Here is a 22,953-nt window from a genome sequence, read left to right as displayed (position 1 = left end):
CAATGGCTGCATTCACATACGCTCCGGCGATCGTCCTGCTGCCGTTCGCATCGTTCCTCGTCGCACTGTTTGCCGGTGACCGGATGCCCAAGGGCGGCGCGCTGGCCGGCATCACGGCGACGGGTGGATCGCTACTGCTCTCGATCTGGGTGGCGCTGACTGTCGGTGGCTTTACGGGTAGTTCCACGTCCTACAACGAGTTTATCTACACGTGGGTCGCGGGCGTGGAATCGATCCAGCTTCGCTTCGGGTTGCTCATCGACCCGCTCTCTGCCCTCATGCTGTTGATCGTCTGTCTGATCGCCTTCCTCGTCCACGTCTTCTCGCTCGGCTACATGAACGACGAGGGCGAGACGGGTCTCCCCCGGTATTACGCCGGGCTGGGCCTGTTCACGGCGAGCATGCTCGGGTTCGTCGTCGCCAACAACCTCCTGATGGCGTTCATGTTCTTCGAGCTGGTGGGCCTGTGTTCGTACCTGCTCATCGGCTTCTGGTTCCGGGAGGACGGCCCGCCCAGCGCCGCGAAGAAGGCGTTCCTGGTCACCCGTTTCGGTGACTACTTCTTCCTCATCGGCGTGGTCGGTATCTTCGCTACCTTCGGGACCGGCCTCTTCGCTCCGATCACGGAGGGGGGCGAAGTGGTCGCACAGAGCTTCCCGGCGCTTGCCGAACACGCCGTCGTCGACGGCGAGACCGGCCCCATCTCGATGCTCGATACCGTCGGACTCGGCCCACAGGCCTGGTTCACGGTCCTGGGCCTGCTCGTGCTGGGTGGTGTCATCGGGAAGTCCGCACAGTTCCCGCTGCACACGTGGCTCCCCGACGCGATGGAGGGTCCGACCCCGGTCTCGGCGCTCATCCACGCGGCGACGATGGTCGCGGCCGGCGTCTACCTCGTCGCGCGCATGTACGGCTTCTACGCCATCTCGCCGACTGCACTCGCGGTCATCGCGCTGATCGGTGGGTTCACGGCCCTGTTCGCGGCGACGATGGGCCTGGTCAAACAGGAGATCAAGCAGGTACTGGCGTACTCCACTATCTCCCAGTACGGCTATATGATGCTCGCGCTGGGGTCGGGTGGCTACATCGCCGCAGTCTTCCACCTGACCACCCACGCCGTGTTCAAGGCGCTGCTGTTCCTGGGTGCCGGATCGGTCATCATCGCCATGCACCACAACGAGAACATGTGGGACATGGGCGGGCTGAAAGACCGGATGCCGGTGACCTACTGGACGTTCCTCTCCGGGTCGCTGGCGTTGGCCGGCATCGTTCCCTTCGCCGGCTTCTGGTCGAAAGACGAAGTGCTGTACGAGGCGCTCATCCACGGCTTCGGGAGCGAGGGCGGTCTCGGAACGGCCTATCTCGTCGCGTACGCGATGGGGCTGTTGGCCGTCTTCTTCACCGGCTTCTACACCTTCCGGATGGTGTACCTGACCTTCCACGGCAACGCCCGGAGCGACACCGCACGTGACCCCGAACCGGTCCACTGGAACGTCAAGGGGCCACTCACGGTACTCGGCGTGCTCGCCGCGACGATCGGGTTCATCAACATGAAGCCCGTGGCGGAACTGACCGGCGCACACATCGACTTCCTGCACGCGTGGCTCCACGGCCCCGACGAGGGCGGCTGGCCGGCCCAGCTCGGGACCGGGCTCGTCCGCTACGAGGAACTGCTCCACGATGTCGGCGGCGTCGCTGCCGGCTACCCGCTGGGCGAGATTCCGACGCTGCTGGCCTCGGCGGGCGTCTCGCTGGGTCTCGCGCTCGCCGGTGCCGGTGCCGCGACCGCGCTCTACCGCGGCCCGGACCCGGTCGAGCACACCGACAAGCTTGGCGGTCTGAAGACGCTATTCATGCACAACTACTACCAAGACGAATACCAGGTGTGGCTCGCGACGGGCGTCACCTACCCGCTGGCTCGCGCGATGGACAAGTTCGACCAGGGCGTCGTCGACGGCGTCGTCAACGGTATCTCCAGCGTCAGTCTGTTCGGCGGCAGCCGCATCCGGCGTATCCAGTCCGGTGTGGTCAGCAACTACGCCGCGCTCCTGACGCTCGGGCTCGTGCTGTTGCTTGCCTTCTTCGGCATCATGGGGGGGTGGTTCTGAATGTGGGTCGCTGCCTTACTCGCGGTGACGCTGCTGGGAACCGGTCTCGTCTTCCTGTCGCCGGACCGGCACGCAGGAAAACTCGCGGCCGGCATTAGCGCAGTTCCAGCCGTCGCGACGGTGTACATGTACTGGGTGTACCTGACCCAACACCAGGGCGCGGGCAACGCCTTACTCTCGCCCGGTGACGTCGCGTTCAGCCAACAGGTCCCGTGGATGGAGCTTGGTGGCTTCCAGATCGCCTACTACGTCGGGCTCGATGGCGTCAGCATGCCGTTGCTCACGCTGACGACGATCCTGACCACGCTCGCGATCGTCTCGGCTTGGACGCCCATCGGTGAGCGCCAGTCCCAGTTCTACGGGCTGATGCTCCTGATGGAGACGAGCCTCATCGGCGTGTTCACGGCGCTTGACTTCTTCCTCTGGTTCGTCTTCTGGGAGGGCGTGCTCATCCCGATGTACCTGTTGATCGGCGTCTGGGGCGGCCCCCGGCGGAAGTACGCCGCGATCAAGTTCTTCGTCTACACGAACGTGGCCTCGCTGATCATGTTCACTGGCCTGTTCGCGCTGGTGTTCAGTACGGATCTGACCTCGCTGGCCCTGCCGGCGATGGCCGAGGCCTTCCGGTCGGCGTCGGGACTCCCCGAGGTCGCCGGTGTCGGACTGGCGACGATCTCGTTCGTCCTGATGTTCTTCGGCTTCGCGGTGAAGGTGCCCGTCTTCCCACTGCACACGTGGCTGCCCGACGCCCACGTCGAGGCCCCGACGCCGGTGTCGGTGATGCTTGCCGGCGTCCTCCTGAAGATGGGGACCTACGCACTGCTGCGGTTCAACTTCACGATGCTGGCCGAGACCGCGCGAGCGCTCGCGATCCCGCTCGCGATCGTCGGCGTCGTCAGCGTCATCTACGGCGCGATGCTCGCGCTGGCCCAGCGTGACCTCAAACGGATCGTCGCGTACTCCTCGATCTCGTCGATGGGCTACGTCATCCTCGGGCTCGTCGCCTTCACGCCCCACGGGATGGGCGGTGCGACCTTCCAGATGGTCGCACACGGGCTCATCTCCGGGCTGATGTTCATGTGTGTCGGCGTCATCTACAACACGACCCACACGCGCATGGTCGGAGACATGTCCGGGCTCGCGGACCGGATGCCCAAGACGATCGCCGTCTTCGTCGCGGCCGCCTTCGGCTACATGGGGCTGCCGCTGATGGCCGGCTTCGCGGCCGAGTTCCTCATCTTCCAGGGTGCCTTCGACGCGGCGACGCTTGGCAGCGCCGCGCCGATCCTGACCAGCGCCGCGATGTTCGGTATCGTCGTCGTCGCCGGCTACCTGCTGTGGGCGATGCAGCGCACGCTGTTCGGTGAGTTCGAACTCGGGACGGACTACGACGTGACGCCGGCGGCGTTCCACGACGTCGCGCCGCTGGTAGTGTTGCTCCTGCTGGTCATCGTCCTGGGTGTCGCACCCGACCTCTCCTACCAGATGATTCAAAACTCGCTCGTCTCCCTCGTCGGAGGTGGTGCATAGATGGTCCACCAGCTTCCCTCGTGGGCAGGCCTCGCGCCGGTGTTCGCACTCGCCGGATCGGCACTGCTCCTGTTGCTGGCCGATAGCGTCGACCCCGACACGACCAACACCGGGGTGCTCAGTGGGATCTCGGTTATCGGTTCCCTCACCTCTCTCGGGCTTGCAGTCTGGTTCATCGTCGGCGGGACCGGTATCCCCCAGAGTCAGGGGGGCCAGGGAACGCCGACCCTGTTCAACAGTCAGTTGATCGTCGACCAGATGGCCCTGTTCTTCATGATCATCGTCGCCAGCGTCACGGCGCTCGTGGCACTGGCGAGCTACGACTACCTGGAGGGGCACAGCTACCAGGCCGAGTTCTACTCGCTCGTCTTGCTGGCCGCGACCGGCATGTCGCTGCTGAGTGCGGCAAACAGCCTGACGACGGCGTTCATCGCGCTGGAACTCGTCTCGCTGCCGTCGTACGCGCTCGTCGCGTTCCTGAAGAAGAACCGCGGTAGTGTCGAGGCGGGCCTGAAATACTTCCTCATCGGCGCGGTGTCGTCGGCGATCCTCGCCTACGGGATCTCGCTGGTCTACGCCGCGACCGGTGTGTTCCGGTTCGACGGCGTCGCGGCCGCGATCGACAGCGGCGTCGTCCAGACGGTCGTCGACGGGACTGTCCAGGCACAGAGCGGGAGTCCCGAGATCCCGATGTCCATCCTGGGTGTCGGTATCCTGATGATCATCGGTGGCGTCGCGTTCAAGACGGCCTCGGTCCCGTTCCACTTCTGGGCGCCGGAGGCCTACGAGGGCGCGCCCGCGCCGATCTCGGCGTTCCTCTCGTCGGCGTCGAAGGCGGCCGGCTTCGTGCTGGCGTTCCGTGCCTTCGCCGTTGCCTTCCCCATCGAGTCGCTGATCGGTGGGCCGATCCAGGCACTCAACTGGGTCGTCGCCTTCCAGATCCTGGCGATCGCGACGATGTTCGTCGGGAACTTCGCCGCGGCCACCCAGGAGACGGTCAAACGGATGATGGCCTACTCCAGCGTCGGCCACGCCGGCTACGTCCTCATCGGGCTGGCGGCGCTGTCCTCGACCGGTGAGGGGCTCTCGTTCAGCATGAGCGCTGGGATGGCCCACCTGCTGGTCTACGGGTTCATGAACACCGGTGCGTTCCTCTTCATCGCCCTGGCCGAGTACTGGGGTGTCGGTCGCCGCTTCGAGGACTACAACGGACTGGGCAAGCAGGCACCGCTGGCCTGCGGGGCGATGACGGTGTTCCTGTTCAGCCTGGCTGGCCTCCCGATCGGCGGCGGGTTCTTCTCGAAGTTCTACCTGCTGGAGGCGACGGTCAACGTCGGTGCCTACTCGCTTGCGGTCGCGCTCATCGTCAACAGCGCGCTATCGCTGTTCTACTACTCGCGAGTCGTCAAGGCGATGTGGATCGAGGAACCGACCGGCGATCGCAGCATCGAGTCGTATCCGACGGGCCTCTACACCGCGATCGTCGCCGCGGCCGTCGTGACGGTCCTGCTCCTGCCCGGTTTCCCGGCCGTCTCGGACCTGGCGACCCAGGCCGTCTCGTTCCTGTAGGCTACTCGCCGCGTTCGTAGACGAACACGCCGCCGTTCTCCCGTTTCTCGACGCGGTCACGCGCTTCCAGTACGTCCAGGTGTCCGACGGCCTCGCTCATCCCCGAGAAGTACTCCGTCGCGGGCAGATCGCCGAACAGCGCCGTCATCACCTCTACCGGCGTGGTCATACCTTCGTCGACGATCTCCGAGACCTCGCTGGTCCGCTGTTCGTGGGCCGCGAGGATGTCGTCGATCCGTCCCTGGGGTGATTCGACGGGTTCCCGATGACCGGTGAGAAACCGATCGTGGCCCTGCTCGCGGAGCCAGCGCAACGAGTCGTTGAACGCCGGCAACACACGGGGTCGTCGCCCACCGGGTTCGGCCGGCGGCTGGAGGAACGGATTGGGTGTGATATCCGCGAGCACGTTGTCCCCGACCAGTGCTTCGTGGCGTCCGTCGATGTCGTACGAGAAGACGATCTCGCCGACGGAGTGGCCGTCGACGGGGTCGACCGTCAGGGGCTCGTCGTCGACAGTGACGGTGTCACCCGCGTCCAGCGCTCGGTCGGTCTCGACGCTCTCGGCGTAGGCTAAAAACGCCTCGGGGAGCTGTGTGACCGTCTCCGCGGTCTCACGAGAGGTCCCACAGCGTTCGAAGAAATCGACGAAGTACGACTGCTCGTACTCCAGGCGGGCCGCGAACTCGGCCATGATCGGTTCCGCGTCGACGCTCGCGAGGACGTTCGCTCCTGCCGTCCGGAACCGCTTGGCGAGTCCGAAATGGTCGGGGTGTGGGTGTGTCACGAGAACCTGCTCTACGTCCCCCGGTGCGAGCCCGCGCGCTTCCAGGGCTTCCAGCAGCCGGGACCAGGCTTCCTCGCTGTCCGGTCCCGGGTCGACGACGGTCCGTCCGGCGATGTAGGCGTTGACCGCACCGACCTGGAACGGCGTCGGGACCGAGATACGCGTGAACATACACCGCTGTTGCGCACGCGGGTGGATAACGGTTCGTTCCGCGGAACCGGAAACGCCCAGGCGGGCACAAAGGATTTATTCGTTGTCTGCGTAGGGACAGATATGAACAAGCACTTCGAAGACGCACGGTACTACCTCAAGCGCGCCGGCGAGACCGCGACCAAAGGCGTCAAAGAGGAACTCGAACCGGTCGAAGAGCGGTTCCGCGAACTCACCGGCAAGGAAGAGGAGCCCGAACCGAACCGCTTAGAGAAGGTCAAAGCCGACCTGCAAGAGCTCCAGCAGCGAGCGGAGGGTGACGCCGAACAGGCGATCAAGGACGCCCGCGAGAAGATCGGTGACTACCGCAAGAGCGAGCAGTCCGAGGCGTAAGCGCCGGAAGCGACGCCGCCGCCCCCCAGACGATAACGCTTAAGTCCAGTCATCAGATAGCTGGATGTACCGGGTTGGTGATCTAGTCCGGTTATGATACCTCCTTCACACGGAGGAAGTCGGCGGTTCGAATCCGCCCCAACCCATATCCTGCCGCGAACGACTCCGTGAGCGGCTGGTGTGGGTCGTCGGATTCGAACCCTGGAAGACGAGCAAGCGAGTCTTCTTTCGGTGAGAATCCGCCCCAACCCATCAGCCTGACGCCCCTTGCTAACGGAAGCGATCTCCGAGTCCGCTTTCGATCGTCTTGCTTTGTTCGGATGCCTTCTCGTGTGAACGACCAGGCGTTCGGGTTGTTGATCGACCGGTCACGTGCTGAGTATTCCGAAGAGGATCGTGAGAACAACTGCGGAGACAAAGAGGAGTATCGCTCCGAGAACGAGTCGTCGAACGAACCGAGGGAAGACATCCAAATCGGGGGCCAAAGGGAGACTATTCGAGTCCATATTTGGACATCCCCAGCAACCCAGTAAATACGTTTGGTCGAACAATTTAGTCTTTCGTCGACCGCTGTCCCGTTTTCAGCTCACGTTCGGTGCATCGTCTGTCTTGGTCGTATCGGGAGATCCTGGTGAGGGCTGTGAACCGAACGCGGCTCGCGGTTCGAGTCCGCCGTCTCTACGGGTGTCCCCTCGGGCACAACGTGTAATCCCCTGGGGAACGCTGGCTGTAGTATGTCCGAGGAGCCACTCCACGAACGGATGGAAGCGTACGAGCGGTTGGCGACGGAGGCGACAGAGCGCGCCCGCGAGCGAGATCGGGTCGCCGCCGACGTCGGCGACCAGCTCGCTGAGGCCGTCTCGTCGGCCGCACAGGAGGCGGGCGTCACTATCGAACCGGGGGACCGATCCAGGGACGGCCGTCGGTTCAACTTCACCGCCAGACTGGACAGTGCGGCGCTCGTGGCGGCCGTGACACGCACGCTACCCGATGGTTTCGTCATCTCGCACGTCAACGACGACGGCTCGCTGGACGTGGAGTGGACGGGGAAGCGCGAGACGCCGTCGAAGCGGGAACACGGCGCGATCTTGAAGGCTATCGTCGCCGAGGAGACGGTCCTCGACGAGGACGGACTCGTCGATACCGTCCCGACGCGCAAGCGGGTGCTGTCCCGCGCGGTCGAGTTGGGGCTCGACGAGAGCGACGCCGACGACCGGCTGGCGCGGTTAGCGACGCTGGACGTCGTCGATATCATCGACGGCAGCGTCTACCCGGACGAGAACTTCTCGCGGTACTGAGGAGTCACACCGACTCGACGAACGTCGCGTCGGCGGAGGTCCGGCCCTCGTTGAACGACAGGACCTTCGCACGGATCACGTCGCCGGTCGAGAGCCCGCCGGGGACGTCTTCGACGAACAGGACGAACCCCTCGACTTTCCCGACGGCGACCCGGTCCCCGGAGTGGTGAGTCGAGAACTCCGTCACGCCGAACTCGTAGGTCGAGCCGACCTCGACCGGCGGCTCGCGTTCCTGTGCGGCTTCGTGGGCCTGTTTCGACGCTCGCGTGTCCGACGAACGGTACCGCACGATCGCGTAGGTCCCGCCGAGACCGACGGCACCGCCGGCAGCGGCGGCGAGGACGAGTAGTTCCATAGCGGATGGGTCGTGGCCGTGCCCCTTAGCTTCCGGCACTTGGCGGTGACTCGGGAGTCGTCCGACCCGGTGCCCCCCGTGTTGCCGTCCACATCCGACTTGTCCATGGCGGTCGCGACGCTCTCGACGGCTAGTCCGCCTTCGAAACCCCCGCCTCGCCGAGGGCGACGTTGACGTGTGTCTGTACGCGACCGCGCCGTGTCGGGTCGCGAACTGCGAGAGCGTCCCGGCGGTTACTCGGGCCGTGGGGTCGGCAGCGAGCGGTGGCGCCGCGGTGGGACGAGGAAGTAGCCACGCCGACGGACGAAGATGTACTCCAGGATGCCGTTGTTCACCCGCTGACGGACCGCGGGGGTCTCGGCGGTGATGTCGGTGCCGTTCATCGCCTCCCGGACGGCCTCGAACTCGGAGATACCCCGCTGGAGGGTCGGGAAGTGGAGGCTGGCGACCTGCTGGTCGGAGCCGATGTCGTCGGTCGACTCGAAGTGGCGTCGTAGGAGCCTGACGTTGCCGTCCTCGTCACGGTTGCCGCGGGCGGCCTTCTGTGCGTGGCCGACGCGGCCGAACTCCCGGGCCTGGTCGACGATGTCGTCGACGTACTGGTCGACCTTGCTGTCGTCCCCGAGGTTGGCGCCGATCCCCTCGACGAGGCCGTCCTCGGCGTGGCCGGGCGAGAACATCTCCATGACCTGCTCGCGGTGGTCCTGTTCCCCGTACCAGTCGCCCAGGCGTTGACGGAGGTTCGCGACGGCTTTCGTCGTGCCGCCGGCGAACGGCCCCGAATCGAGCGTGACGGAGTCCTCGGTCGCCTGGTTGCCGACGAAGCCGGCCTTGAACCCCATGAACAGCGGGGACTCCTCGGGAACCGGGTTGCCGTCGGGGATGCCTTCGGCGTCCTGGTGTTTGGCGGGGAGGCCGGCGCCGACGAAGCCCGTCCGGCGGGAGTCGACGGTCACGGCGTCGGTGAGCCGTGCGGTGACGTCCTCGCCGTTGATCGTCTCGCGGTCGCCGGTCAGTCCCGCCTCGGCTTCGAGAACCACGTCGGCGTTGTCGCTGGCGAGGTGGACCACGGCGTCCTGGGTGTCGAAGGTCGGCGTCTCGAACCCCGAGAGCGCGCGCGGTTCCGGGAGGTCGAGGTCTTCGGGGAGTGGTCGGTCGAACCGGTCGAAGTACGACCGGGAGTACGCGACGCTGAACACCAGCCCGTCGTTGCTCCACTCGTAGGCCCGATCCAGCGTCGAGAGGGCCTCGTCGACGGTGGCCCGTGCGTCATCGCCGGGTGGCCCGTCGGCGTCGAGGTCGACGTAGAGGAGCAGTTGGTGTTCCGGCAACAGCGAGTTCCCGTGGTCGTCGTGGCGGATGTGCTCGCGCCAGGCGTGTTGGCGTGCGGGCTTCGCGTCGGGGTCACCGGTCGGCACTGGCTCGTCCCTGAACCGGCCGAGACACGCCGAAAGCGCGCTCGCGCCGCCGACGGCGACCGCTGCCTTGCAGAACCGGCGTCGTGAGAGCCCGTCGTCCAGCGGCTGCATGCCTGGGAATTGGCGGTCGGCGTGTAAGCGCGTTGCGGTCGGTTACAGCCCCAGGATATCCCGGAGGCCACCACTACCGCTGTCGGTCGCGTCGGCCCCGGCGGTGGCGTCGCCCGGTAACTCTCGGGCGAGTTCGGCGACCTCCTGCTCGCCGAAGCGCTCGTCGTCCCGTGCGTCCTCGATCCAGGCGGCCCACTCCTCGTCGGTCAACAGCCCCCGGGAGTCGGTTCCCCACTGGTCGACCAGCGCCTCCCGGTCCTGGAAGGGGATGTCCATCCCGCTGTCGCCCCAGTACAGCGGCGAGAGCTCGAAGTCGTACGTCTCGTGGTCGAGCCAGACGAGCCGGTACGGATAGCCGTTGTAGAGGAAGACGTCGTCGGGACCGACGCGGTCGCCGGTCGGGAGTTCGAGCCGCTCTGACATACCCCTGGCTAGACGAGCGAGACAGTTCAGGATTGTGTCCGGCGGAAACCCGGACGGGACCACACTGGGTCGTCGGCGGTCAGTACTCGTGGAGCGGCCGCTGTCTGATCTTCGAGCGGAGTTCGGCCAGCGAGGGGTTCTCCTCGCCACTGAACTGCTGACAGACCGCGTGGACTTCCTCGCGAGTGATCTTGACGTTGCCCTCCTCGATGACGTCGGCCGGCCGGTCACGGAGTTCGCGGATCGTCCCGACGGCGAGCAGGAACGGGATGGCCCACGCGGACAGGCGGTTCCCGCGGGTCTCGGGCATCGCGTCGAGCCAGTTCTGGGCGCCGTCGAGGTAGCCTTCGGCCCGCTCTGTGACGGCCTCGATGACTGGGACCAGCGCGGTGGTGTGGCCGGTGTCGCCCACGTCACCGTGGTCTAGCCCCTGCTCGTCGAGCAACTCCAGCGGGAGGTAGACGTTGTTCTCCTCTTCCATGTCGGTCGCGGCGTCTTTGGCGACGTTGACCAACTGGAGCAACAGGGCAAACGACCGCGCGTTGGCCTCCATCTGTGCGACTTGTTCGTCGCTGGCCTCGTGGGAGACCAGTCCCGTCACGAGCGACCCGACGGTCCCGGCGGCGTACCAGCAGTACTCTTCGAGTTCTTCGAGGGTCTGGATACGGAGTCCGCCCTCGTCGGCGTAGCGGTCGACGAACATCGCCATCCCGTCGACGAGTTCTCGGACCGGACTGCGGATCGTCTCCGGCGAGCGCCCTTCGAGGGCTCTGAACACGTCGACGACGCGGCCGGCGTTGTCGACGACGCGCCAGTCGTCGTTTTTCGACTCCGGAATCCACTCGTCTGCGGCCTCCCGGAAGGTTCGGATGGTCGTATCCGTCTCGGGGTCAAGGACGCGACTGTACGTCCGGAGGAGGTCGGCCTGGACGGCTGGGGGGACGTGACCGGCGTCCTCGATGGTGTCCGCGACCCGACAGAGGAGGTATCCGACGCAGATGTCACGTGCCATCGGCTCTTCGAGTTCCGCTATCGTCAGACTGAATGTTCGCGATACCCGATGGACGGCGTCGTAGCACCACTCGATGTCTTCCTGTGACGACCGGTCAGTGTGGTTCTGAGACATTCCCGACATCCGCGGTAGGGCATACTGTGATAAAAATGGGGTGGCTATCGATCCCGGTCGGACCGGAGCGCCACGCATAAGCAGCGGTATCCCCTAGCGCAACCATGCATACGGCCTACCGGCCGGTGACCGACCGATGAACGACAGCATCGCGCTCGGGGTGGCAATCGCCGCGGTCGTCGTCGTCCCCGGACTGGCAAACGGCTTCCTCAACGCCCTCGGGTTCCCGACCGTCGGGAGCCTCGTCTGGGCGCTGGGCTACGGTCTCGGCGTCGTCTTCGTCTGGTCCGAGTGGATCCGCCCGCTGGACATCACCGGCCCCGAAGGTGTCTCCCTCTCCGAAGACGAATCGACAGGCGATCGCTCCTGAACGTGCAGAAACGAACATACTACAGCAGTAGTAGTCATCCAGAACTGTTAACCCGATTGTCGAGACACACACGTGTATGACAGAGCAGTCGCTCGGCGAGGGTGTCCCCGGACATCGGGCCCGCGCCGGCTGGAGCCGCGAGCAGGCCGGAGCGATCGAACGGACCGACGACACCGTTGCCCCGATCGTCTACCCGCCCGAGGACGACCAGATCCCCGAGGTCCACATCTGGGACACGTGGTTCCTGCGCAACCGTGACGGCACGCTCGCCGAGGTCGACGGCTACCGCGTCTGTTTCTCGCTGACCGCGCCGTCGGACCTGCTGCCGGGCAAGCGCCACGACGTGGCGACGATCCGGTGTTTCTACTCCGACGACGGGAAGAACTGGCACAACGCCGGCCCGGTCTTCGAGGACGCGCTGGGCCAGCGCCAGTGGGCCGGCTCGGCGCTGTACGACGACGACGGATCGGTGTATCTGTTCTACACGGCTGCCGGGGAAGACGGTGCCGAAGACCTCACCTACGGCCAACGGATCGTCGGTGCCGGCGGCGGCCGTCTCCACACCGACGACGGCTTCGAACTGTCTGGCCCCTGGACCCACCACGAGCTGCTCCGGCCCGACGGCGAGCGCTACGAGCGCGAGGAGCAGTCCCGCGCGATGATCTATACGTTCCGTGATCCGTGGTTCTTCGAGGACCCCGAGACCGGCGAGACCTGGCTTCTCTTCGAGGCCAACTCGCCCGTCCCGGAGGGGAGCGACGCCTGTGGCGGCGACGCCGAACTGCAGGGGTTCAACGGCAGCGTCGGGATCGCCCGCTCGCCGTCGGGTGATCCCCTGGAGTGGGAACTCGAAGACCCACTGTTGGACGCCGTCGGGGTCAACCAGGAACTCGAACGGCCCCACATCGTCTACCGTGACGGGCTGTACTACCTGTTTCTCTCCAGTCACCTCCACACGTTCGCGCCCGGCCTCGACGGCTTCGACGCGCTGTACGGGTTCGTCGCCGAGGAACTGCGCGGCGACTACGTTCCGCTGAACGACTCCGGCCTGGTCGTGACCAACCCCGAGAACGCCCCGTTCCAGTCCTACTCGTGGATGGCGTTTCCCCACGACGACGAGGTGCTGGTCCAGAGTTTCTTCAACTACTACGAGTTCGCCGGCGAGACGTTGGACGAGATCGCACACCTTCCCGAGTCCGAGCAGATGCGCCGCTTCGGTGGGACGCTCGGTCCGACAGTCCGGCTGGACGTCGAGGGCACTCGCACACGGATCATCGGGGCGCTCGGTCACTGGCACATCCCGATGGCCGGCGAGGCACTGCCCCCGACCGACCGGGAACTGATCCGGCGTGGGCGGGCCAGCGACCGCGGGAGCTACGGACAGTAGACCGGCCGTAGCGTTTTGGTCTCCCGGCGCGTCTACGACAGACGAACCGATGCGTGGCGACGACACCACCGTCCCGGACCCCGAACACGCGCTCGCGGTCGTCGGACACGGCGGTCTCGAACGGCTGGGAGGAGGGTTGGGACGGGTCCCCGGTGTCACGTCGCTGGCCGAACCACCCGCTCCCGACGGCGAGAAGGCGGCCGTCACGCTCCTGCTGACGGACTTCGCCGACGGCGTCCCGCCCTCCGTCGAGTGGATCGACGGGGTGACTGTCGGCGCGGGGCTCTCGCTGGCCGTGATCGGCGCTCCCGCTTCGGCCGACGCCCTCGACCCGACGGTCGCCCGCGAGATCACGCGGCTCCGGGACGCGGTCGACGCGACGGTGGTCGTCCCGCCCGCGTGGCACCGTCGCGGCGTCCGCGGGACCGTGACGACGCTCGCGGACCTGCTCGTCCGGCCCGGCGTCATCAACCTCGATCCGGCCGATGTCCGGACGGTCCTGCAGGCCGGCCCGACGGCGGCTATCGCGACGGGTTCCGGGACCGACAGCGGGGACACCGCGAGCGACGCTGTCACGGCGGTCCGGGGGGCACTGGAGACGCCGTACGCCGACGTGGGGCCGCCGGAGGCCGTCCTCGTCAACCTCGTCGGCGGCCCGGAACTGACGCTTTCCTCGGCGGTCGAGGCCGTCGACGGTATCCAGCGGTCGGTCCCCGACGACGCGGTGTTGCTTTGGGGGGCCGCCGTCGAGTCGTCGCTGTCGACGGTCCACGCACAGGTCGTCGCCAGCAGCGCCACGGCGCCGGCGTTCGACGGGGTCGTGTCGGCCGCCCGGGAGCCCTCGCCGGGCGAGAACTGCCCGCGGTGTGGCGGCCACGTCGCGGCCTACACGCTGGGGGACAGCCACACGGTCGCCTGTGACGACTGTGGGTTCTCGGGGACGAGCACGCGGCTGTGAGCGACGACTACTGTGACCCCTGGTCGGTCCCGGCTCGGGTCCAAGCGCCCGCCAACTCCCAGACGTCCAGCGAGGCGACCGTCGCCCGGCCGCCTTCGGCCTGCAGCGAGACACCCGTTGCGTCCTCGCGGGTGGGGTAGACGCGACTCGTCAGACAGTGGCGCTCGTTTGCGAACACCTCGACGACGGAGCCGTCGACGAACACGCGCAGGGACAGCGGCGAGTCGTACGGCGTCACCCGCATCTCCTGGGTCGCGCTCGTGGCCCGCTCGTCGAGGCTGGCCGTCGAGCGATCGATCGACACCTCCGAGTTGCGTGTGTACCGAATCGGCGTCTGTTCCGCTCTGTCCGGCGTCTCCAGTACCGACAGCTCCAGAGCGTCGGCGTCGTCCAGTCGAACCGTCGCACGCAGTTCGAACTGGCGGCTGTCGACGTCGAGCGTCCGGCGCTCGTTGTCGAGACGGAGGACGTCGTGACCGACGTTCTCACCGCGTAGCGCCCGGAGTTCCGGGGCCGGCCGCTGACAGAGGCCGCCGTCGTCGGCCAGACTCAACTCCCGGGGGAGCGACATCGTGCCGGACCAGCCGGCGTCCCACTGCGCGCCGACGTCCCTGGCCTCCGGGAGCCATCCCCAGGTGAGGACCTGCCCGTCGTCGAGCCACATCGACTGGGGGGCGTAGAAGTCGCCGTGGTCGAGCTTGTCCCGCCGTTCGGCGTCGAACTGGCCGTCCTCGTAGGTCCCCAGGAAGTAGACGACGTCCTCGTAGTTCGAGATGTGCAGCAGCTGTTTCTCGCCGAAGTCGAGCAGTTCGGGACACTCCCAGACGGTTCCGGCCGTGTCCCGGTCGCCGGTCAGGATCGGCCCGCGGTACTCCCAGTTCCGGAGGTCACCGGATTCGTACAACAGGGCCGCGCCGCCGCCGTCCTCGATGCCGGCGCCGATGAGCTGATACCAGGTCCCGTCCTCGCGCCAGACACAGTGGTCCCGGAACTCCCCGTCCCAGTCCTCCGTCGAGAGGACCTGTGGCTCCCGGGGGACCTCCTGGATGATCGGGTTCTCGGGGTCTTTGCTCCAGGTTCGCAGGCTGTCGTCGTCGGCGGTCGCCATACAGGGTAACTGGAGCTTCTCGCGACCGCCGGTGTAGAGGATCGTCGGGGTCCCGTCGTCGTCGACCGCACAGCCGGACCAGCAGCCGTCACGGTCCGGGCCGTCCGGCGAGGGGGTCAACGCCACTGGTTCGTCCTCCCAGTGGACCAGGTCGTCGCTGACGGCGTGGCCCCAGTGGATCGTCCCGTGGAACGGACCCGCGGGGTTGTACTGGTAGAAGAGGTGATAGCGACCGTTCCAGTGGATGAGGCCGTTGGGGTCGTTCAGCCAGTTGGCCGGCGGCGTGACGTGATAGTTCGGGCGCAGTCGGTCGGTCGCCAGCCGGTCCCTGGCTAAGCCAAACGTTTCGGCGTCGTTCGGTCGACCAAGCAGCGGCGACCGCTCCCCGCCGGCCAGCTGGCGGAGGGCGTTTCCCACGAGCGTCTCGCGGTTGCGCTGGCAGATGTCGTGGGTCGGATGGAGAAAGGAGACGGCCGATCCGATCCCCAGCACCTGCCCGTCACCGGGATGCCAGGCGATCGTCGACAGTTCCGAGACTGCGTCGGTGTCCGCCCGTGCAGTGCTCGCGAGCACGTCGCCCCGAGCCGGAACCACTCCTTCGTATCGAGCGTACGGAACCGTCACCCCGGGACCGCGAGTGTGGATACGCAGCGTATCGAACTCCGCGTGGACGGGGTGGTCCTCGTAGAGGGCCTTCCACAACGGCCCGGTCGGTTCGGAGATCTCCTCCCAGCCGGTCTCGTCGGGTGGGACCGCCTCGAAGCCCAGCGGGACGACCGCGCCCATCGCGCCCAGCGTGAGCAACAGTCCGCCGCCCGATTCGACGGCCGACCGAAGCGTCTCCGCGGCGTCGGCCGACAGGTCGTCCGGATCGAACTCGTCGTCGCGGTGCCACCAGAGGACGTCGAACGCCCCGGGATCGACTGCCGTGAGCGAACACCGCTCGACCGTCCCGGCTGCCTCCTCGCACCAGTCGTAGGCGGCCGCCTGCTCGTCGGAGCAGGAGTCGGCGTAGAGACAGCCGATACGCAGCGATTCGACCATTGCCGGAGAGTCACTCTCTCGAATATAAAAATATTCGGTAATCGTTCGTGCGTATTTATGCACGATTCCGCCGTCGCGACCTACTTCTCGACGACAGAGTGGTTGTTCTCGCCCGCCGCGTGGGCCGGTGTCGTCTCGTCGACGGCCCCGTCACGGTCGGTCGTCGGCTGGGACCCGTCGTCACACTCGGCCAGTTCCGCCTGTGCCCGTTCGATGCGCCCCTCGACGGCGTCTAGTTCCGTCCGGAGATGCTCGACGGCGTCGGGATAACAGTCGTGGGCGGTCTCCAGGGCGTTCTCGAACGCCTCTCGGGCTGCTTCGAACTCTTCGATGGCCGGGTCGTACTGACCGGCAGCGGCGTACCAGTCCCCGGCTTCGGTCTTGTCGCTGGCGATCGTCCGCCGGGTCGCCGTGAGCCGTTGTGCGACCTCGCCGAGTCGGTCCCGGATAGCCGCGGGATCGCCGTCGAACCGGCGCTCGTCGGCCCCCCAGTCGAGCCCCATGGCGGTTCGGTACCGTTCGAGGGCTCTCTCCCAGTGGGTAACAGCCTCTTCCGGTTCGTCCGTGGCTGCCGCCGCTTCAGCCGCCTGTTCGGCGCGCTCGATCGGAGCGGCCGAGAGCCGATCGAGTGTCTCACGCAGTCGGTCACGCTCCGACTGGACAGTCGATACGTCCGGCACGGCTTCGGATCGGTGCGAGAGGGCTGCCTCGTATTCGTCGAGTGCCGTCTCGAACGTGTCGTATGCGGCCTCGTATCTCTGGTCTCCCCAATACCGTTCCCCCTCGTCGCGGAGTTGGTTCGCGTAACTCCGCCGGATCCGTGTGTCGACCGTCGCTGCGCGTGCCGACACCGTCTCGACGCGCCGTTCCATCGCCGCGGCGGCCCGTTCCGACGGAACGCCCGAGACAGTTGCCTCGGCGTCACTGAGCCGATCGAAGGCGTTCCGTACAGCGGCTCGTGCAGCGGCTATATCGCCGTCTTCCCGCCGGTCGCTGGCCTCGACGAGCGACGTTCGGATGTCCTCTAGGACTGTCTCGGTGTGAACCCACGCCTGCGAGACGGCATCCAGAAACGTCGCGACCGTCCCGAGCCCGTCGGTTCCACAGTACAGCGTCAGCGTCGCACCCCCGGTCCGTCTGATCGTCAACTCACCGTGGCGGAGTCGGGTTGTGGTCTCGACCTGCTCGATCTCGGCGTGTGGGACAGCGAACTCGCGATCGCCGTCCTCGTCGACGCCACCGACGAGGATCACCAGACGGCGGTCGGTGACGACGCCGATAGTCCGGTAGCCTTTCCCCGGACGCACCTCGTCGCGGCGTGTCTCCGACTCGAACGTGACCCCGTATTTCCCGTTCGTGAGGACGAACTGTGCTCGTTCGTCCCCTTCTAGTGCCGCGGTAGCCGGTGACTCCTGGAGCGTCCCCGGGGACAGGAACCCACCCTGTCCGGTGCTGGTGAGGACGTCCGGGAGATCATCCTCGAAATTATCTAAAATGATAATCTGACCCATCAAACAACTCTACAACGCCTTTGTATATGATATTCTCTTATCTATCCTGATACTCTCGGACGGTGTTTTTCGGCTATCGGTGAAAATCCTACTCGGTGACGGGGAGAATTTTGTCTGCACGGCGGATCGTCGGCTCTCCGACTGACACCTGTCTGACTGCCATTTAGGTGCCACGTTCACGTACCGTCGGCCATGTCTCGGCGAGTGGAGCAGGCCAACGACCGGCCCGAGAAGCGGCGGCCGTCAGCACGCGAAGAGCCGTTCGTCCGTCTCGACATCGGGGTGTTCGAGTCGCTTACTGACGACAGCGGCCTCTCTCAGTGTGGGAAGCGACCGCGGATCGAACGGTGGCTGGACTGCTGGGGCGATCCCTGAGAACCGTTAACTGTTCTCGACTAGCCTGGCAGCGATCCGTTGGGCGCCGACAGTCGCCGCGTCGGCGGGTTCGTCGGCGGCCGTCGCTTCGACCTCCCGGTCCAGTTCCTCGCTGAGCCGTTCCTCGAACTCCTCGACGATACCGGGGATACAGGCCATCCCGCCGGTGAGCACGATCGGCTGATCGAGGGCGAGCTGGTACACCTTCATGTGGTCGTTGCCGAGTTCGGGCAGGAACGTGTTGGCCAACTCGTCGACCGCCTCGTCGAGGTACTCGTTGACGGCGTCCATCACCGACCGCTCGATGGTGAACTCGTGGGAGCCACCGCCGGGCTGTTGGATGATGTCGGTAAAAGGCTCGAAGTCGACGAAATCGGCGTGTTCCTCCTTGTACTCGCGGGCGGTCTGGGTGTCGATGTTGACCCGGCCCTGGGTCTCTTCCTCGACGTAGTTCGCGATCATCCGGTCGACCTCGTTGCCAGTGACTGCACCCGTCGTGAACGGCGCGAGCTGTTCGCCACGCCGGTAGGCCGAGGCTTCGAGGTTCGTCGAACCCATGTTGACCGCGACGAATATCTCGTCGATGGCCTCCAGATCGTCGCCGAACGCCGGGATCGAGCCACACAGCGACTCGGGGTAGCTCTCGACCAGTTCCTGGCCGATCGAGGACTCTTCGATGACCGACCGGAGGTTCTCCAGTCCGGCCGGGTTGTCGATCGTCGGGATCGCGTAGACGACGCCGCTGTCCTCGGGGATATCGTTCGCCTCGATGATCGCCTCGAAGAACGTTTTCGTCATCTCGGCGCGATCCGCGTCCTCGGGGAGCCCGGACCGGAGCATGTACTGGACGCGGTCGGGGTACTCCCGGGCGGCCTCCTCGCCGTAGAGGATCTTCTCCTCGCCGGTCAGCGCGTCCTCGTAGGTCGCCATACAGGTCAACGACTTGACGATCCGGTTCCCGCCGTCCTCGTCCGGAAGTGCGATGACCGTCCGGGTACTGCCGAGTTTGACGCCGACGGGTACTGTGCCACCGTCGGTCCAGCTCTCGGTCGCCGCGTCGTCTCCCGGTTCTGCGTCGTCATCACTCATGGTCGGTAGCCTGTTCGCTCGCGTGTGGTATATAACCTCACCTCAAGAATCAGAGCTGATACCGCCTCACGTCATCGCGGTCAGTTTCGCGATGTACACCAGACTCAGCATGTGGTCGTCCACGTCGAGGTCGTTGCCCTCGTTGGCGGCCGACTCTTCGACACCCAACAGGTAATCCGAGAGATCGGCCGTGACCTCCTCGGTGAGCCAATCGACCGACTCGTAGTACGACAGCGCGTTGTCGGCACCTTGATAGCCCGAATGCAACACCAGAAACTCCAGCCACTCGAAGACGACGAACTCGGCCGCGTAGGTCTCGGGGAGCGATTCGAGATACGGCTTCTCCAGTTCGTCGCCGCCGAGAAACGGCAGCAACTCCCGGTAGAGCCCCGACCGGAAGGAGTTCCCGGTCATCTCTTCGCCGTCGCCCTCTCCGAGGCCGACATCGGCGAGGTTCGACGGGTCGGGGAGCTCTCCGTCACCCAACCCGTTGTCCTGGTCCCCGCGCTTGCGGGCCAACTCCCGCAGTTCGTCGAGGTCGTAGTCGCGCGGATTGATAGTCATTGTACACACGTTCCAGCTACTGAGATATAAAAGTTCCACCCTGTCTGACTGCCGTCAGACGCCTCTTCGGGGCCGCTATCCGGGAAATACGCCGTCGTCTCCGAGTTCCGCCGTTGATAATCGGGGGCGTATTTTTATAGTGACCGGGCGACGAGTTCCCCCCACTTCGAGATGACGAGATCAGCAGCGGACGGCCCGGCGCGTATCTGCGTGACAAACGCGAAAGGCGGGACCGGGAAGACGACCATCGCCATCAACGTCGCCGGGGCGTTGAACGACAGGGGACGGGACGTCCTCTTCGTGGACCTCGATCCACAGGGCAACGCCACCGAGGGGCTCGGACTCGTCGACGCGTACGACGCCGAACCACCCACCCTGTTCGACGCGCTCACCGGCGACCCGTCGCTCCTGTCGGAGTTGGTGGTCGAACACGAGGAGATGGACGTCGTCCCGTCGAGCATCGACATGCTCCAGGCCGAACACGAGCTAACGATCGCGGACCTCATCGCACGGGTCCGGACACAGAACCGCGAGATCGATCCGGAGACGCTGGCGTCGTTCGCGATCAACGTCTCGCCGTCGATGGTCTCGGGCAGTCACGCCTTGGACACGCTCGACCGTGCGCTTGCGACGATCAGCGGCTACGATTACGTCATCATCGACTCCCCGCCGTTCTACGGGAAACTGACCGACACCGGCGTCTTCGCCGCACAGCACATCATCGTCCCGGCGCTGACCGAGGCCACCTCCGAACGGGCCATCGAACTGCTGATGGACCAGATGGCGGCCATGGAACGCCAGACGGGCGTCTCCGTCGAGATGCTCGGTGTCGTCGCGAATCGGGTCGAGACGACCGCGGAGGACGAGACGATGCTGGAGTGGTTCAACATGGCGTTCCCGGAGCGTCCGGTCTGGGAAGTGCGAAAGCGGGTCGCCCTCCAGCGGGCGTTCAGCGCCGGTCGGTCGGTGTTTGCGGCCGACGAAAACTGTGATATGGCGGCGGTGTTCGAGGAGATCGCCGCGGAGTTCGATAGGACCTTCGGATACACTGAGGTGACAGCATGAGTGACGACGACGACCGTATGGACCGTGCAGAACGCATCCGGAAGATGCGCGAAGGGGACCGAGAGGCAGACACCGACGACTCGTCGACGGAGCCGACCGACGACTCGTCGACGGAGCCGACCGACGACTCGTCGGCGACGGACGCCGACGCGGACCGCGGGGAGACGCCGGAGCAGGACGAGTCGACCGACGACACCGCTCCGACGGCGTCGGAGACGACAGCCGACTCCGAGGAGTGGTTCGACGAACAGTCGGAGAACGCAGGGGACGCGACGGCCGATCCCGGGGACGGTCCCCAGTCGGCCGACGACACGCTCTCGGCGGCCGAACGAGCGGCACAGTCGGCGGCACAGTTGTCGGGCGGGGAAGCGACTCCCCCCGGCGGCGAACAACCGGGTGACATCTCCGCGACGGCGACGGCGATGCAGGGGCCGACCGGCGTCGAACTGCCCGACCAGCAGCTCCTCGATGAGGCGATGTCCGGCTCCGACGCGTCCAGAACCGAGGGAGGCGCACGTGCGGCGGCGGTCGGCGAGGAGACCGGCTCCAAGAACGAGGAGTTAGTCCGTGTCCTGGAGTTCACCCTTTCGGGGGAACACTACTGTCTGGACATCGAGTACGTCGAGGAGATCGTCAAGCGAGACAGCATCACTCGGGTCCCGAACACGGCCGACTACGTCGAGGGCGTCGTCGACCTTCGCGGACAGATCACGACGATCCTCGACCCGACGGCGATGATGAACGTCGAAGAGACCGGCTCCCAGGATCTCGTCGTCGTCTTCGATCCGGAGATGTCAGAAGACCAGGGTGCGATCGGTTGGGTCGTCGACGAGGTCCGGCAGGTCGCCCCCGTCACCGAGGACCAGGTCAACGATCCGCCGGTCGACGCCGAGTACATCAACGGCGTCGTCGACCGCGAGGACCAGGACCAGTTCGTCATCTGGATCGAGCCCGACGACGCGCTCGAACAGGCGACCCTCGACGACGAGGACTGACCTCACTTCTCGGGCTCTGACAGCGCCTCGTCGATCTCGTCCTCGTCGATCGCGACGTCCAACTCTTCGCGGACCAGATCCACAGCGTTTTCGACGGCACCCACGCTCCCCAGGTAGCCGGCGCCGACGGTGGTTTTCAGTGCCAGGGCCGTTCGCCCGGTCAGCACCGTCGGCCCGACCTTCGCGACGGCGTCGTCGCCGACCGACACCAGCCACCCGGGCACGTCGAAGGAGTAGCGGGTGAGCCGCGGCTCGAACCCGCCCCGGCCGTCCCGGAGGTGATCGACCAGCGCCGCGATGTTGCCGCCGGCGACGCGGGCCTCGCGGATCGCGGCCGACGCGCTCGCGGGGACCGCCTCGCCGTCGCTGTCGACGACCCGGGCGGCGTCGCCGACTGCGAAGGTCCGCTCGCCGAGCCGGAGGTCCGCCCGGACGACCGGGCGCTCCTCGCCCATCGCGTCGGTCCCGGTGATCCCGCCGGTCCAGACGAACTGGTCGCAGGCGAGGTCCTCGCCGTTCTCCAGCGAGATCGTCTCGGCGTCGGCCCGTGCCACGGAATCGCCGGTCCGGACTGTCACGCCGGCATCGACCAGCGCGTCGTGGACGGCGACCTGGAACGACTCGGGGAACGTCGGCGCGACCTCCGACTCCTGTTCCAGCAGTAGTACCTCGGTGTCGGTCCCCTCCTCGTCGCGGAGTGCGGCGAGTTCGCCGGCCACCTGGATTCCCGAGAGGCCCGCGCCGCCGACGACGACTCGGCCCGAGGACAGCCCCAGGAACGCCTCGCGGATCTCGCGGGCGTCGTCGAGCCGTTTCAGCGGTGTCGCGTGGGTACGCACGCCCGGGAGGTCGTAGAAGGCCGTCCGTGCGCCCAGACACACCGCCCCCACGTCGTAGGACAGCGTCTCCTCGCCGTCCAGGGTCGCCGTTCCCGCGTCGGGGTCGATAGCCGTCACCGACGCGGTCCGGAGTTCGCAGTCAAGCACCGCATCGAGGTCGACCGAGATCTCCTCGGCCAGCGACGGCCGCCGGACCACCCGGTGGAGTTCGTGTTGAACCACGTGAGTGGCGCTCTCGTCGACGACTACCAGTTCCACGTCGTCGGGGAGCGTCCGTTCGAGTTTCCGGGCGAGGGTCAGGCCGGCGTAGCCGGCACCGAGTACAGCGACGCGCATGTGTGCCGGTTGGGTCTCGACGCCCATAACCGCTCGCTCAGCGCGCT

Annotated in this window: 21 protein-coding genes and 1 tRNA gene; 12 read left to right on the top strand and 10 right to left on the bottom strand. The window is 66.3% G+C overall.

Annotated features, from left to right (window positions below):
• Nucleotides 1-2: 2 nt before the first annotated feature.
• Genes nuoL through P0204_RS05995 form a run of 3 tightly spaced genes read left to right on the top strand, consistent with a single transcriptional unit; the run spans nt 3 to nt 5,207 of the window.
• Nucleotides 3-2,108, top strand: coding sequence for an NADH-quinone oxidoreductase subunit L (gene nuoL / locus P0204_RS06005; RefSeq protein WP_276222557.1), 2,106 nt, complete (start codon nt 3-5; stop codon nt 2,106-2,108).
• Nucleotides 2,109-3,638, top strand: coding sequence for a complex I subunit 4 family protein (locus P0204_RS06000; protein ID WP_276222556.1), 1,530 nt, complete (start codon nt 2,109-2,111; stop codon nt 3,636-3,638). It abuts the gene before it with no gap.
• Nucleotides 3,639-5,207: an NADH-quinone oxidoreductase subunit N gene (locus tag P0204_RS05995; RefSeq protein WP_276222554.1), complete on the top strand. Its 1,569-nt coding sequence runs from the start codon at nt 3,639-3,641 to the stop codon at nt 5,205-5,207.
• A gap of 1 nt (nt 5,208) precedes the next feature.
• On the opposite strand, the gene P0204_RS05990 is transcribed toward P0204_RS05995, so the two are convergent.
• Nucleotides 5,209-6,162, bottom strand: a complete 954-nt coding sequence (locus P0204_RS05990) for an MBL fold metallo-hydrolase (RefSeq protein WP_276222552.1) — start codon at nt 6,160-6,162, stop codon at nt 5,209-5,211.
• A gap of 102 nt (nt 6,163-6,264) precedes the next feature.
• Between P0204_RS05990 and P0204_RS05985 the strand changes: the two genes are divergently transcribed.
• From P0204_RS05985 to P0204_RS05975, 3 genes are all read left to right on the top strand, one after another.
• Complete coding sequence (locus P0204_RS05985) at nt 6,265-6,534, top strand: DUF7553 family protein (RefSeq protein WP_276222549.1); 270 nt, start codon at nt 6,265-6,267, stop codon at nt 6,532-6,534.
• Between the two features lie 71 nt (nt 6,535-6,605).
• A tRNA-Val gene (locus P0204_RS05980) sits at nt 6,606-6,680 on the top strand.
• Between the two features lie 588 nt (nt 6,681-7,268).
• Nucleotides 7,269-7,832, top strand: a complete 564-nt coding sequence (locus P0204_RS05975; protein ID WP_276222547.1) for a hypothetical protein — start codon at nt 7,269-7,271, stop codon at nt 7,830-7,832.
• Between the two features lie 4 nt (nt 7,833-7,836).
• On the opposite strand, the gene P0204_RS05970 is transcribed toward P0204_RS05975, so the two are convergent.
• The 4 genes from P0204_RS05970 to P0204_RS05955 form a co-directional block, all read right to left on the bottom strand.
• Nucleotides 7,837-8,187, bottom strand: a complete 351-nt coding sequence (locus tag P0204_RS05970; RefSeq protein ID WP_276222545.1) for a hypothetical protein — start codon at nt 8,185-8,187, stop codon at nt 7,837-7,839.
• A 233-nt stretch (nt 8,188-8,420) separates the two neighbouring features.
• Nucleotides 8,421-9,716 carry a DUF7405 family protein gene (locus P0204_RS05965; RefSeq protein ID WP_276222544.1) on the bottom strand — a complete coding sequence of 432 codons (1,296 nt, stop codon included), beginning with the start codon at nt 9,714-9,716 and terminating at the stop codon, nt 8,421-8,423.
• 42 nt (nt 9,717-9,758) lie between these two features.
• On the bottom strand, nt 9,759-10,139 hold the full coding sequence (locus P0204_RS05960; protein ID WP_276222542.1) for a hypothetical protein: 381 nt from the start codon (nt 10,137-10,139) through the stop codon (nt 9,759-9,761).
• 79 nt (nt 10,140-10,218) lie between these two features.
• Nucleotides 10,219-11,265 carry a phytoene/squalene synthase family protein gene (locus P0204_RS05955; RefSeq protein ID WP_276222540.1) on the bottom strand — a complete coding sequence of 349 codons (1,047 nt, stop codon included), beginning with the start codon at nt 11,263-11,265 and terminating at the stop codon, nt 10,219-10,221.
• 136 nt (nt 11,266-11,401) lie between these two features.
• Here P0204_RS05955 and P0204_RS05950 point away from each other — a divergent pair, with 136 nt between their 5' ends.
• The 3 genes from P0204_RS05950 to P0204_RS05940 all read left to right on the top strand — a co-directional run bounded on the left by P0204_RS05950 (nt 11,402) and on the right by P0204_RS05940 (nt 13,980).
• The gene (locus tag P0204_RS05950) at nt 11,402-11,635 is read left to right on the top strand and encodes a DUF7996 family protein (RefSeq protein WP_276222539.1); all 234 of its coding nucleotides are present in this window, start codon (nt 11,402-11,404) and stop codon (nt 11,633-11,635) included.
• A gap of 76 nt (nt 11,636-11,711) precedes the next feature.
• Entirely contained in the window at nt 11,712-13,022 is a 1,311-nt protein-coding gene (locus P0204_RS05945; RefSeq protein WP_276222537.1) for a glycoside hydrolase family 68 protein, read from the top strand.
• A gap of 49 nt (nt 13,023-13,071) precedes the next feature.
• Nucleotides 13,072-13,980 (top strand): FtsZ/tubulin family protein, encoded by a 909-nt coding sequence (locus P0204_RS05940; RefSeq protein ID WP_276222535.1) that lies wholly within the window; start codon nt 13,072-13,074, stop codon nt 13,978-13,980.
• Between the two features lie 7 nt (nt 13,981-13,987).
• Here P0204_RS05940 and P0204_RS05935 read toward each other — a convergent pair whose 3' ends face one another.
• Nucleotides 13,988-16,132: a glycoside hydrolase family 32 protein gene (locus tag P0204_RS05935; protein ID WP_276222534.1), complete on the bottom strand. Its 2,145-nt coding sequence runs from the start codon at nt 16,130-16,132 to the stop codon at nt 13,988-13,990.
• 80 nt (nt 16,133-16,212) lie between these two features.
• On the bottom strand, nt 16,213-17,643 hold the full coding sequence (locus tag P0204_RS05930) for a hypothetical protein (protein ID WP_276222532.1): 1,431 nt from the start codon (nt 17,641-17,643) through the stop codon (nt 16,213-16,215).
• A gap of 192 nt (nt 17,644-17,835) precedes the next feature.
• On the opposite strand from P0204_RS05930, the gene P0204_RS05925 reads away from it, so the two are divergent.
• Complete coding sequence (locus P0204_RS05925) at nt 17,836-18,018, top strand: hypothetical protein (protein ID WP_276222530.1); 183 nt, start codon at nt 17,836-17,838, stop codon at nt 18,016-18,018.
• A gap of 6 nt (nt 18,019-18,024) precedes the next feature.
• Here P0204_RS05925 and P0204_RS05920 read toward each other — a convergent pair whose 3' ends face one another.
• The gene (locus tag P0204_RS05920) at nt 18,025-19,107 is read right to left on the bottom strand and encodes an actin-like salactin (RefSeq protein WP_276222528.1); all 1,083 of its coding nucleotides are present in this window, start codon (nt 19,105-19,107) and stop codon (nt 18,025-18,027) included.
• A gap of 66 nt (nt 19,108-19,173) precedes the next feature.
• Entirely contained in the window at nt 19,174-19,671 is a 498-nt protein-coding gene (locus P0204_RS05915; RefSeq protein ID WP_276222527.1) for a FlaD/FlaE family flagellar protein, read from the bottom strand.
• A gap of 171 nt (nt 19,672-19,842) precedes the next feature.
• On the opposite strand from P0204_RS05915, the gene P0204_RS05910 reads away from it, so the two are divergent.
• Entirely contained in the window at nt 19,843-20,736 is an 894-nt protein-coding gene (locus P0204_RS05910) for a ParA family protein (protein ID WP_276222525.1), read from the top strand.
• A complete protein-coding gene (locus tag P0204_RS05905) occupies nt 20,733-21,731 on the top strand; it encodes a chemotaxis protein CheW (protein ID WP_276222523.1) in 999 nt (332 codons plus the stop codon). Before P0204_RS05910 ends, P0204_RS05905 begins: the two co-directional genes overlap by 4 nt.
• Before the next feature lie 2 nt (nt 21,732-21,733).
• Here P0204_RS05905 and P0204_RS05900 read toward each other — a convergent pair whose 3' ends face one another.
• Nucleotides 21,734-22,906, bottom strand: a complete 1,173-nt coding sequence (locus P0204_RS05900; RefSeq protein WP_276222521.1) for an NAD(P)/FAD-dependent oxidoreductase — start codon at nt 22,904-22,906, stop codon at nt 21,734-21,736.
• Nucleotides 22,907-22,953 lie beyond the last annotated feature (47 nt).

Source organism: Haloarcula halophila, from assembly GCF_029278565.1.
Lineage (GTDB): Archaea > Halobacteriota > Halobacteria > Halobacteriales > Haloarculaceae > Haloarcula > Haloarcula halophila.
Note: the sequence above shows the minus strand (reverse complement) of the source record. Positions and strands in the feature narration are given on the sequence as shown.